Origin of the sequence: Dyadobacter jejuensis, assembly GCF_003149085.1 — a bacterium.
GTDB lineage: Bacteria > Bacteroidota > Bacteroidia > Cytophagales > Spirosomataceae > Dyadobacter > Dyadobacter jejuensis.
Window position 1 is genome coordinate 227,746 of record NZ_QGDT01000008.1, and the last position, 12,462, is coordinate 240,207.

Consider the following 12,462-nt stretch of genomic DNA (forward strand, 5'->3'; position numbering starts at 1 on the left):
ATAATAAACGCAAGTCAGTTTTTCAACTTACCATAGCCTAATTATGCTCAAATTTAAACTTCAAACGCGACAAAACCAAGCCACCTTCGATAGACTTCTCAACCGGGCTGTCTCAATCTGCCATAATTGTGGCTACGAAAAAGATCATGAATGTGAAATCTGCAATGGCAACTCCTATGCTACCGATTACCTTCCCTAATTAAAAAACCCTATAAAACATTAAAAAAATTCGGTCATTGACAGCCCCTGTCAAAAAGGATGGCGAGATTGCCGATGTTTAAAAAGAGATATGCTATGATCAAAACAATTTATCAATTCGGAGAACAACTTCAAAAGATAGGACCCATGAAGCGATACTTCCAAGCTTATGGTTCTGCATATTCAGATCGGTCTGAAAATGAACAGGTAATTGTAGTGGATATCAAAAAAGGGGAGTTAGAAAACATTTCCCTGCAAACATATCGTAAAACATGGAATGATAAATATCTTTTTAGAGAACTAGCTTCAGCCCGTTCCACGAGTATATTACCCACCCTTCATTTCTACAACCTACCCATCGGCAATAATCCTAAAACATCTGCCAAGAATAGAAAGGATTTAGACAACAGTATTGATAAATTTCTTGACAAATTAAATAGATGCCTACAATCAGAACCAAAAGTCTACAATACATTCTTCAACACTTCACTACTTGTTGAACAACTACGTCCAATATTTGAAGATTTTGTAATTGAAAAATGTAGTGAAAAAAAGAATTACCTATTCACCCTAAAAATTGACGACTGTTGGCTTGGCGAGATAGAGGAGATGAGAAGGATTCTTGATGTTGCGGCCTACGACAAATACTTCAGGAGCAAAGGCCAAGATTATAAAGCAGCTAATAAGATATGTGCTGTTACCTATAAGCCTGTGGCTGAGGTATGGGGGCGTGTCGATACCCTTGGCTTCACTGTAAACGATCTTCCTTTTTCTCGAAATGGATTTGAGCCTAAAAATTCCTATAAAATGTTCCCCGTTTCACCAGATGCTGTAAAGATTCTGGAAGGTACACAAAGAGCACTGGAAGATAGTCTCTCATTTGGATTTCAAAACCTAAAGTTTTTCGTATTACCAAGGTTTATTGCGGTTGATGATCTACACTTAAGAGAAGAGATAGTTGAAGCATTTGTGCAAAATAAGAAGAATAACCAAACTGGGACTACAGGACAAATTAATTCAATATTTAACTCGGAAGATATTTTTAACAGAATAATTGAGGAAGAAAAATTAAGTCAAAATAGTATTTATTACGACATATTTTTCTATGAGCAAAAGCAAGCACAGTTTTCTATAAAAATTCATTTATCTGATGTTTTGCCTTCTAGGTTTAATCTAATCCTCAAACAGAAAGAAATCATCGAAACCTATTATGAGCCCATCACTAAGGTAACAACTAAAAAAGGGGAAGTTTATCAATTTAGCCTTACCCTATTTGAAATAAAAAAGTTTCTAGCAGAGCCATTCTTCTTCCAAATAATGGAGGCCATTTTTTACAAAAACCCTATAAAATCAAACCAAGTTTTATCTGCGTTTATGCAGATAATAGTTAGCGCTTTTAAAAATCAGCAAGAAGAAGCTTATAAATTCCCCCAAACTGTTAAAAGGACATTTGCTATCTATCAATATTTTCAATCTCTTGAACTATTCGGAAAAATGGATGAAACAGAAAAAAAACCTTTAAATCTCGTTGCTGAGGACTTTGTGGAGCAACACTCAAATTTCTTTCAAAACAAACCTTTAAGTGAAGCAGCTTTCTTTTTAGGCAGTGCAACTGAAATCCTTTTAAATGCCCAAGAGGGACATTTAAAAAGTAGACCGTTCACACATAAGCTGAACAACTTGAGTATAGGGTATCGAGAAATGATGGAAATTATGCCAAAACTATTGGCCAAGACAGATGAGTATCATAAGGCTGATAAACTCTACGGCGAATATGAACGTTTCATCCAGCTAGCAGCGAAATTTGACAAGGCTTTTGCAAAAGGATCAGAAAAGTCCTGTAATAAGGTAGAAACCTCTTATGCTTTCTCCTTAGGACTTATCATCCAACGAGAGTTTTTTTTAGAGAGAAAAAAGGAGCGCAGCGCACTAAAAAAACTAAGAGAATCCAATCAATAAATCCAATTTCAAATAATAAAACACAAAAGACATGAGTACTATTCAAAATCGTAGCGAACTTCTCTTTTTATATGACGTAAAACGCTGTAACCCAAACGGTGATCCGCTAGACTCTAATCGACCTCGGTTAGATGAAGAAACCAATCGTTGCTTGGTAACCGATGTGCGACTAAAACGAACTATAAGGGACTATTTATTCGACAAGGGGTTTGATGGACAAGATGCAGGAAGAGGTGATATTTTTATTCGGACCGAAGCAGTCACTGGCGAGCAACGATCTGGGGCATATGCCAACGAAGAGGAATTCAAGAAAAAATTCATTGATGTTCGTTTGTTTGGTGGTGTTTCAGCTGTAAAGGGCAAAAATTACCAATTTACTGGCCCAGTGCAATTCTCTATGGGATATACCATTAATCATATAACTAAAGATAATTTCATCAAAGGGACTGGAGCATTCGCTACAAAAGAAGGAGCCGAGCAAAAGACATTCAGAGAAGAATATAACATCACTTACGGACTTGTTGCCTTTCATGGCGTAATAAATGAAAATGCAGCCAAACGATTAGGCACTTCTGATGAAGATATTGAGGAGTTAACTGAGGCAATGTGGAACGGCACGAAGAATCTACTAACACGTTCGAAGAAAGGGCATATGCCTAGATTACTAGTTAAAGTGGATTACCGGGATGGCTTTTTCATTGGGGATCTTTGTCAACGACTGCATATTATTCTCAATGAGGATAAGACAATGGAAGGCCTCGAAGATGTGGCCGATTATATTCTTGACACTTCAGATCTTAATGCAGCCCTAGAAAAATATGACGACAAAATCATCAAAATCACGACCATAATCGACGATCGTATCATTTTAAGTAGCCCAATTCGCTCAAAATAAAAACTAAAGTTATGAAAATTTTAGCTTTCGACATTTGGGGAGAATATGCTCATTTCAAGAAGATTTATGCCACTACCTCGGCTTTAACTTATGCAATTCCTCCTAAAACCAGTCTCTATGGATTTCTTGGAGCTATTTTGGGTTTAGAAAAACAAGATAACAAATATCTAGAGGCGTTTGCAAATAAATCTTGTTTGGTGGGAATCAGTTTGAATAGACCATTAATCTTTCAACGATTGGGAATCAATTTGAAAGCAGAGTTGGGCCGTAAAAAAGAGGGGTCCCCTCCCAAACCAACGTTAACAGAGTTTATTCATCAGCCACATTATCGGATATATGTCAGTCATACGGATCTAGAATTATACTCGAGACTCAAGAACTCACTTCAACAACACAAAACAGTGTACACACCGACTCTTGGATTGGCAAGCTTAATATCCAATTTTGCTTTTATTGGTGAGTATGAAACTGACATAAGACAAATATCTGATTTTGTGCCTATTGAATCAGTAATTCCACGAAGGGACTTAATAGCACTTGACACGAATTCCTTTAAACATGAGGGTTGTTTTATAATGGAGCAAAGCTTGTATTCATTAGAAATGGATCTGGCACGTAATGTTACGGATCGGGATGATATTATTTTAGAACGAAAAGGAAGCCCCATTTCAGCAAAAGTCAACAAATTTTACACCATCGATGGACGAAATATCTGCCTCTTTTGAATTAATTTCACATCCAGACCGAACTCTTAAAACGCACCTAGATAGCTGTAATAATCTATCGAAGAATGCATTGGCATTAAAGTACATTAATGCCAATGCATTCTTCCCTCGGGATCTCATTGAGCGTATGAGACACTTACTAGTCTATTACCATGACTTCGGTAAAGCTAGCTTTTTTCAATATAAAATAATTCAAGCGACACTGTCTGCCAAGAACAACACTGATTTTAAATCTCTACCACATATTCAGTCCTACATTCAGCATTTCAATGCAAATAAAAGTGCCACTTATGAAAAGCTATTGGATGAAAACGATCGACTAGGAAACCATGCCAAATTAGGTGCGTATTTAGTATTGTCAAATTTCGAATATCAGGACCCGATTCTGGAACTTATTTTATTGAAAATAATACGGAGGCATCACGGAAATCTTACAAATTTTTTCAAAGACGTAAATAATAATCCACAAATTCTACTCCAAGAATCGGATATTACTTTCCTTGAAAAGCAGTTAGAATATCATGATTTGGAGTTGTATCAAAAAATAATAATACCCCAAGGACTTTCTATAGAAAAACAAGCCTGGCCGATCATTCGAGAAAAACTATCGAATAGTAGAAAGCTCAGTCGACTTCAGGCCACGTTTGAAAACCAAGAAGACGTTAAATATTTCTTCTTGCAACACTTTTTGTTTTCACTATTGCTTGCAGCAGATAAAGGCGATATGATGATAGCAGATGGTCACCAATCTAAAATCATTTTAGAGAACACCTTATTGCCAATTGATTTAATTAACAACTACAAAACATGGCGACATAAGGGAGACACACCTAAGGATATAGATCATATTCGAGAAGAAGCTTATCGTACTGTTGAAGCAAACGCGATTTCCTTTTCAGACCAAGGTTTCTTTTCCATAACATTACCCACTGGTTTGGGTAAAACCTATGCGGCCTTCAATACTGCTGTAATATTACAAAACAGGTATTACGATCAATTTGCTGTAAAACCTCGCATCATCTATGTACTCCCATTCACCTCTATTATCGATCAGAATGAGAGTATATTTAAGGAAGTTCTTAAGAACAGTCAAATCCCTAATCTAGCTACTCGACTCTCCAAAAACCATTATTTATCTAATGCTAACGACCGGTTTGATAGCCAAGAACTTAATAAAGATGAGCCAGAATACTTAACAGATGGCTGGGAGCATGATTTTATCGTCACTACATTTGTACAATTCTTAGAAAGTATTTTTACGGATAAAAACAGACTGCTGAGAAAATTCCATAATATGACGAATGCCATTTTCGTCCTAGACGAGGTTCAAAGCATTCCTCCTGAATACTTTGAAATCATAGAACTGGTATTCACGAAAATGAATGAATATTTTGGCACCAAATTTGTTTTTGTCACTGCAACTCAACCATATCTTTTTGAAAATAAAACCAGTATCCAAGAACTGGGTAATCCCCATCAATTTTTTCAGAGTCTAAATCGAATCACCCTAGACCTTTCCCTACTTAGAAGTCATGATAAATTGGAAGTGACTGAATTTATCCAAATTTTATTAGAAGATATAACTGAACATCCAGACAAATCTTTCCTAATTATCTGCAACACAATCAAATCCTCTCAAGAAATCCATGAAGTACTAGCTCGTTCATTCGACAATGTGTTATATCTATCGAGTTCCATACTGCCCTCTAAAAGATTAGAAGTTATTAATAAGATAAAGCAAGCTCTGGCAAGACAAATTGTCATTTCAACACAGGTTGTTGAAGCCGGCGTAGACATAGATTTGGATATCGTTTATCGAGATTTTGCTCCCTTGGACAGTATTAATCAATCTGCGGGGAGATGTAACCGAAATGGTTTGAAAGGCAATGGATTGGTAAAATTATTTAATTTGAATAAAGGAAAGTACATCTATGACCAAATTCTGCTTTCCACAACATTTGATACTTTAAAGCCATATCCAAACTTAATTAAAGAATCCGAATTGTTTAATTTGAATATGGAATATGCCCAATCCATAAGAAGGGTAAAAGCCACTGCCAATGATCACTCGGATTATTTAAAAAAAGCCTTGCAAGAGTTAAGAACTGAAGATATTTCAGCCAAATTTAAACTAATTGAACAAGATTACAGGAATTACAATGTATTTATTCCAATTGATGATACTGCCCGGCATATTTGGGCTCAATATCAGGAAATTATAAGAACAGCAGATGAGTCGTTTGAGCTTAAACGTAAAATAAAAAAGATCAAGCCTGTACTTTTACAATATGTTACACGATTCCCTAAGGATAAATTTGTCCCTCCTACTAACCAAAAGGATAAATCCATAATGATAATTGAAAACTGGGAGGAATACTACAGTTTAGAAACTGGTTTCAAAATAATAGAAGACCAAACCATCATACTATGACCACCACCAAAATCCCAATTACGACCATCACCTTTCCGGAGATCGCCTTACGGGTGCGAGATGCCCATAAGTTGCGGGGGTATTTTGGACGTTTGTTCCAGGAGCACTCGCCATTATTGCACAATCATTTCGACGATACTGCCACCGACGGTCAGCGGTATCGATACGCTTATCCCCTGGTACAGTACAAGGTATTAAAAAAGACTCCTACATTAGTGGGTTTGGGAGAAGGCGCCGAACTATTGGTTCAGTTGTTTTTGCAAATCAAAGAAATAAAGCTGGATGGTATCTTATACCCAGTACAGAGCAAACATATCAGACATGAACAAGTATCGATAGGCCTATCCGACGACCTGCACACCTATCGATATGACACGCTATGGCTAGGGCTAAACCAAAAAAACCACCGCGCCTATCAGCAGGCCACGGAGGCTGAACAGGCTACCATTCTTAAAAACACGGCTGTGGCCAATATTCTTACTTTTGTGGAGGCTTTCGGCCTGAAACTTGACAAAGAGATTCCTGAACACAGGATTATGCTTAAGCTACGAACTACAGATCCGGCTATTACCAAATTCAAAAACGTTGAATTCATGGGTTTTGGTGGTCAATTTACGACCAATGTACGCTTGCCTAATGACATAGGACTCGGCAAACAAGCGGCACGAGGATTTGGCACGATTAGTCTTATGGATTAAGCCCCTTATTTATGCAACTACACATCAACACCTATGGTACCTACGTGCATGTTAAAGACGATATGTTTGAAATACGCAATAGGGACAAAAACAAAGAGGTTCAAAAGAAACATTTTTCGGCTCAAAAAGTTACTGCCCTTTGGCTATGTACCGGCACAGCGCTCAGTACCGATGCCATTAAGCTTGCCATGACCCATAACGTCGACATCGTATTCCTCGAACAAAATGGGGATCCATTTGGCCGGGTATGGCATAGCAAACTGGGTAGCACCACCAAAATACGTAAAGCACAGTTGGAGGCGAGCCTTAATGCCACTGGCTTGCAGTGGATAAAAAACTGGCTCAGTCATAAGGTAGACAACCAGATCAACTTTGTAAAAGACCTCAAAAAACACCGGCCCCAGCATGGAGAATACCTAACCGATAAAACTGCACGTTTAGAAGCATTGAACATCTCGATTCTCTCTCAGGAAGCAGCAACGGTAAGTCTTGTTGCCGATACCCTCCGAGGCTTGGAAGGAACCGCAGGGAGGCTATATTTTGAAACCATCAACTATGTATTACCCGAGGGCTACAAATTTTCGGGACGCAGTGCCCGGCCCGCCCAAGATCCTTTCAATGCCTTCCTCAATTATGCCTATGGCGTATTGTATAGCAAAATAGAGAAGGCATTGATCATCGCTGGGATCGATCCATATGTGGGATTTATGCATCGTGACGATTACAACCAACTGAGCATGGTATTCGATTTTATTGAACCCTATCGCATCTATGCCGACGAGGTGGTATTTCGACTATTTTCCGGCAAAAAAGTCAATAAGTCGCATATTGACGAGCTCGCCGCCGGGGTGAGCCTGAATAAGGAAGGGAAGGCATTGCTTATCATGGCACTTAATGAATTTCTAGACAACCAGCCCATTCGCCATGGGGGAAAGAATATGTCCAGAAGTACCATCATTCAATACGATGCCCACAATTTCGGCAATAGGCTAATTGGCAAAAAATAAGAAAACCATTTGTTCCATCTTATAATTATTTCAGTATGTTAGTTTGGGTCCTCTACGATATAGAAAATGACAAAAGCAGAACCAAGACGGCCAAAGCGTGCCTGCAAGCGGGATTGTACAGAGTACAGTATTCCTGCTTCCTAGGCACACTAACCCCTGCCAGTAAAGCATCCTTGTCCATACAGATTGAGGAGCTCATCGATGCGGACAAAGATAAGGTGTATATATTTCCGATGAGCCAAGATGAACTACGCAACACGGTACTTTTGGGCCAAGCTTTCGATAGGAAACTCGTCAAAGATGAAGTCACCGCCTTATTTCTATAAATATGCCCAGTCTTACTCCTTCTCATATTATTGAATTCCTCTATTGTCCACGGTTTACCTATTTCGAGTATGTATTAAACATCCCCCAACACGAAGAGGCAAACTATATGGTACAGCGTGGCCGGAATATACATGACGAAAAGCTAGAGAAAAACAAAGATTATTTGCGTAAGCGATTGGGGGTAGTAGACAAGAAACTGGATCAGTATCTGACAAACGATCTTATCCGAGGTCGTGTAGATGAGGTATTGGTTCTGAAAGATGGAAATATGGCCCCACTGGATTACAAATTCGCTGAATACAAAAATAAGGTCTACGACACCTATAAGACTCAGCTATACTGTTATGCTTGGTTAATTGAGCAAAATTTTGGAAAACCGGTGCACAAAGGATTTTTGGTATATACTAGGAGTAGGCATAAAGTAATAGAGGTACCCATCACTGAAGCGGATAAGGATGGGGTAAAAAAGGCGGCAGCGGACATTTTTGCCATTATAGAACAAAATCATTATCCACGTGCTACCAAATATAAGGCGAGATGTTTATCTTGCACCTACAAAAATATATGCATCAAATGACGTTTTCCGGCCACCAATTTATTTTAGAACAGGCAAAAAAGGAACATAAAAACCTGACTAACAAAGCTTTAAGCTTACGGAATACGAGCATTTTAGATACAAAAAACCGTTCATTGACCTATTGTAAATTTAAAAAAGCGGAACAGAAAAACTACCCTTACCTATTGGTATTCAGAAAGATACATAAAAATACGACTTCGAATACCAATTTCCAGATTAGATGGATTGAAACCCATTACCTCTATGCTGTACAAACTCCTGTTTTTCACATCTTCGAATACCAATTTCCAGATTAGATGGATTGAAACGTAAGACTCGTATACACTTGTATAATTATGTGTTTTCTTCGAATACCAATTTCCAGATTAGATGGATTGAAACGTACATATCGTCATAAACACGGTTGTAGTCGTAATCTTCGAATACCAATTTCCAGATTAGATGGATTGAAACCGCAACTGGTTAGGTAGTCTCCTTGAATGATCATTTTCTTCGAATACCAATTTCCAGATTAGATGGATTGAAACTCAATAGGAACTCTTTGGGTTTTCTATGAACATATACTTCGAATACCAATTTCCAGATTAGATGGATTGAAACGGTTTGCTTTTCCGCTATTATAGTCGTTTTGATTCTCTTCGAATACCAATTTCCAGATTAGATGGATTGAAACTAGAAGGTGCTCCGACAATGAGTAACCACCCAGCTGCTTCGAATACCAATTTCCAGATTAGATGGATTGAAACAACAATGAAAACTAAACAGGATAGACTCAAGTATCTCTTCGAATACCAATTTCCAGATTAGATGGATTGAAACATATCCTCTTTCAGGTCGTTACCAAAAGATTCTTCTCTTCGAATACCAATTTCCAGATTAGATGGATTGAAACGAGGCTCATTGAGTGATGAGTCGGTCCATGATAGAACCTTCGAATACCAATTTCCAGATTAGATGGATTGAAACCTCAGTGGCCGGACTAAACTAACCTCATACCCTTCTCTTCGAATACCAATTTCCAGATTAGATGGATTGAAACCGTCCGATATGGATGTGATGCCAAGGGAAACTAGAAACTTCGAATACCAATTTCCAGATTAGATGGATTGAAACTAAATAAGTACTGATCGTGATTTTCTGGCTCATACCATCTTCGAATACCAATTTCCAGATTAGATGGATTGAAACGTCCCGGATCGTGGCGGCAATAAATAGCGCATCCCGCTTCGAATACCAATTTCCAGATTAGATGGATTGAAACATATGGACTCAACGGGCTTTTACACCGGCGGGGAGTTCTTCGAATACCAATTTCCAGATTAGATGGATTGAAACAGCTTTTTTGGAAAGGTACTGGACACTTCCGGTTCACTTCGAATACCAATTTCCAGATTAGATGGATTGAAACATTAGCACCCATGAGTTGGTTGGCCCCGTGTTGGTTCTTCGAATACCAATTTCCAGATTAGATGGATTGAAACCGACGTCAGTGAAAAAAGCAATTAACGGAGATTATCCTTCGAATACCAATTTCCAGATTAGATGGATTGAAACATCGATTTTATTGAGCAGACCAAAGACCTAATTAATCTTCGAATACCAATTTCCAGATTAGATGGATTGAAACCAATTTCGTTGCGTTCCTATCTTCGTGTAAGACTGCACTTCGAATACCAATTTCCAGATTAGATGGATTGAAACCGACATCAGTGAAAAAAGCAATTAACGGAGATTATCCTTCGAATACCAATTTCCAGATTAGATGGATTGAAACTAAGTATATTACACACTATGGAAGTTACAAAACTATCTTCGAATACCAATTTCCAGATTAGATGGATTGAAACGGGCTTAAATTCAGAATTGGCAATACGATCAAATACCTTCGAATACCAATTTCCAGATTAGATGGATTGAAACAAAGCAACTTTCGGAGTTGCTAAACTATGGGAGAAACTTCGAATACCAATTTCCAGATTAGATGGATTGAAACGGGGCCAGCCAGCGCCAAACGTCCCCAGGCTTCGCCTCTTCGAATACCAATTTCCAGATTAGATGGATTGAAACACGACAAAATCCAAGATAGCATTATCGATATGTATAAGACTTCGAATACCAATTTCCAGATTAGATGGATTGAAACTTCACTCAATCGCATCATTTTTTCAAATGGGTCTTCTCTTCGAATACCAATTTCCAGATTAGATGGATTGAAACGGCGTTATGGAGCGAGGAATTACCTTCAATTTTCCCTCTTCGAATACCAATTTCCAGATTAGATGGATTGAAACTCGGGCTATTCCGAAATCAAGGAGGCGGAGTATATTCTTCGAATACCAATTTCCAGATTAGATGGATTGAAACGGGTACTCAATGACAGGTGAATTCATTGGAGTGACACTTCGAATACCAATTTCCAGATTAGATGGATTGAAACAAGTAACCTCATGCCAGCCATCGACATCCAAAATCCGCACTTCGAATACCAATTTCCAGATTAGATGGATTGAAACCTCCCGTCATTCATATATGGGACCGGGTCTGTAATGCACTTCGAATACCAATTTCCAGATTAGATGGATTGAAACATCTTCCCAGTGTTACTATCTTCTATACCATCCCTCTTCGAATACCAATTTCCAGATTAGATGGATTGAAACGTAATCCAGCCCTAACCGAATATTTTCAGTAATCAAGCTTCGAATACCAATTTCCAGATTAGATGGATTGAAACCTGTTGGTAAAGGCTACCATCTTCTTTGTAGAACGACTTCGAATACCAATTTCCAGATTAGATGGATTGAAACCTTTAGCATGGTTTTTTGATCTTCGGTCATAGTGTGTCTTCGAATACCAATTTCCAGATTAGATGGATTGAAACTTGGTTAGTTATTTTACAGGGCCATGAAAGACGAAACTTCGAATACCAATTTCCAGATTAGATGGATTGAAACACTCTTTGGCTCTATGTAAGGGCACTGTCCATCCTGACTTCGAATACCAATTTCCAGATTAGATGGATTGAAACTTTTTTGATTACTAAGAAAACTATTACAATCGCTGCCTTCGAATACCAATTTCCAGATTAGATGGATTGAAACCTAACTCATTGTCTATGTAATAATTGAAATTGATGCCTTCGAATACCAATTTCCAGATTAGATGGATTGAAACACGAAAACAAAACCATGAAACAAATAACACTAGAACAACTTCGAATACCAATTTCCAGATTAGATGGATTGAAACGGCCGGAGACTTCGACGACGCTATAGAATTGATAGCTTCGAATACCAATTTCCAGATTAGATGGATTGAAACGACATCTAGAAAATTGATAAAAGAAGCCCGCCCGGCCTTCGAATACCAATTTCCAGATTAGATGGATTGAAACTTATAAACAAATTCGAGGGAAAAGCGAACAGAATTCTTCGAATACCAATTTCCAGATTAGATGGATTGAAACAGAAAGAGCGACAGACGACCGTAGAAGGTGACAAGGCTTCGAATACCAATTTCCAGATTAGATGGATTGAAACGTTCCCCCGCTTTTTTAGCGCGGTCGTTGCTCTAATTCAATACTAACATATTCTTAAAATGCAATTAATCCCTACCTCTATCAAAAGTCAAAGCGATCCCTGAGCG

9 protein-coding genes and 1 CRISPR repeat array are annotated in these 12,462 nt (G+C 38.2%); all 9 genes read left to right on the top strand.

Annotated features, from left to right (window positions below; genetic code table 11):
• The first annotated feature begins 43 nt into the window (after nucleotides 1-43).
• The 9 genes from CLV98_RS23465 (at nucleotide 44) to cas4 (ending at nucleotide 8,817) form a co-directional block, all read left to right on the top strand.
• Nucleotides 44-199 (top strand): hypothetical protein, encoded by a 156-nt coding sequence (locus CLV98_RS23465; protein ID WP_158281276.1) that lies wholly within the window; start codon nucleotides 44-46, stop codon nucleotides 197-199.
• A gap of 95 nt (nucleotides 200-294) precedes the next feature.
• Nucleotides 295-2,157, top strand: a complete 1,863-nt coding sequence (locus tag CLV98_RS15815) for a TM1802 family CRISPR-associated protein (protein ID WP_158281277.1) — start codon at nucleotides 295-297, stop codon at nucleotides 2,155-2,157.
• 31 nt (nucleotides 2,158-2,188) lie between these two features.
• On the top strand, nucleotides 2,189-3,052 hold the full coding sequence (gene cas7b / locus CLV98_RS15820) for a type I-B CRISPR-associated protein Cas7/Csh2 (protein ID WP_109675633.1): 864 nt from the start codon (nucleotides 2,189-2,191) through the stop codon (nucleotides 3,050-3,052).
• Nucleotides 3,053-3,063: 11 nt separating this feature from the next.
• Entirely contained in the window at nucleotides 3,064-3,777 is a 714-nt protein-coding gene (gene cas5b, locus CLV98_RS15825; protein WP_025764121.1) for a type I-B CRISPR-associated protein Cas5b, read from the top strand.
• On the top strand, nucleotides 3,752-6,208 hold the full coding sequence (cas3, locus tag CLV98_RS15830; RefSeq protein WP_109675636.1) for a CRISPR-associated helicase Cas3': 2,457 nt from the start codon (nucleotides 3,752-3,754) through the stop codon (nucleotides 6,206-6,208). Before cas5b ends, cas3 begins: the two co-directional genes overlap by 26 nt.
• Nucleotides 6,205-6,906, top strand: a complete 702-nt coding sequence (locus CLV98_RS15835; protein ID WP_109675638.1) for a CRISPR-associated endonuclease Cas6 — start codon at nucleotides 6,205-6,207, stop codon at nucleotides 6,904-6,906. Before cas3 ends, CLV98_RS15835 begins: the two co-directional genes overlap by 4 nt.
• An 11-nt stretch (nucleotides 6,907-6,917) precedes the next feature.
• Nucleotides 6,918-7,913: a CRISPR-associated endonuclease Cas1 gene (gene cas1, locus CLV98_RS15840; RefSeq protein WP_109675639.1), complete on the top strand. Its 996-nt coding sequence runs from the start codon at nucleotides 6,918-6,920 to the stop codon at nucleotides 7,911-7,913.
• Between the two features lie 35 nt (nucleotides 7,914-7,948).
• Entirely contained in the window at nucleotides 7,949-8,239 is a 291-nt protein-coding gene (gene cas2, locus CLV98_RS15845) for a CRISPR-associated endonuclease Cas2 (RefSeq protein ID WP_109675641.1), read from the top strand.
• 2 nt (nucleotides 8,240-8,241) lie between these two features.
• Nucleotides 8,242-8,817, top strand: a complete 576-nt coding sequence (gene cas4 / locus CLV98_RS15850; protein WP_025764116.1) for a CRISPR-associated protein Cas4 — start codon at nucleotides 8,242-8,244, stop codon at nucleotides 8,815-8,817.
• A gap of 195 nt (nucleotides 8,818-9,012) precedes the next feature.
• Nucleotides 9,013-12,356: a CRISPR direct-repeat array (repeat unit 37 nt; unit sequence CTTCGAATACCAATTTCCAGATTAGATGGATTGAAAC).
• Nucleotides 12,357-12,462: the final 106 nt, after the last annotated feature.

What these genes read in the sequence shown, in the direction of transcription:
- CLV98_RS23465 (WP_158281276.1), top strand. Translation starts at nt 44, where the DNA reads ATGCTCAAATTTAAACTTCAAACGCGACAAAACCAAGCCACCTTCGAT.
- CLV98_RS15815 (WP_158281277.1), top strand. Translation starts at nt 295, where the DNA reads ATGATCAAAACAATTTATCAATTCGGAGAACAACTTCAAAAGATAGGA.
- cas7b (WP_109675633.1), top strand. Translation starts at nt 2,189, where the DNA reads ATGAGTACTATTCAAAATCGTAGCGAACTTCTCTTTTTATATGACGTA.
- cas5b (WP_025764121.1), top strand. Translation starts at nt 3,064, where the DNA reads ATGAAAATTTTAGCTTTCGACATTTGGGGAGAATATGCTCATTTCAAG.
- cas3 (WP_109675636.1), top strand. Translation starts at nt 3,752, where the DNA reads ATGGACGAAATATCTGCCTCTTTTGAATTAATTTCACATCCAGACCGA.
- CLV98_RS15835 (WP_109675638.1), top strand. Translation starts at nt 6,205, where the DNA reads ATGACCACCACCAAAATCCCAATTACGACCATCACCTTTCCGGAGATC.
- cas1 (WP_109675639.1), top strand. Translation starts at nt 6,918, where the DNA reads ATGCAACTACACATCAACACCTATGGTACCTACGTGCATGTTAAAGAC.
- cas2 (WP_109675641.1), top strand. Translation starts at nt 7,949, where the DNA reads ATGTTAGTTTGGGTCCTCTACGATATAGAAAATGACAAAAGCAGAACC.
- cas4 (WP_025764116.1), top strand. Translation starts at nt 8,242, where the DNA reads ATGCCCAGTCTTACTCCTTCTCATATTATTGAATTCCTCTATTGTCCA.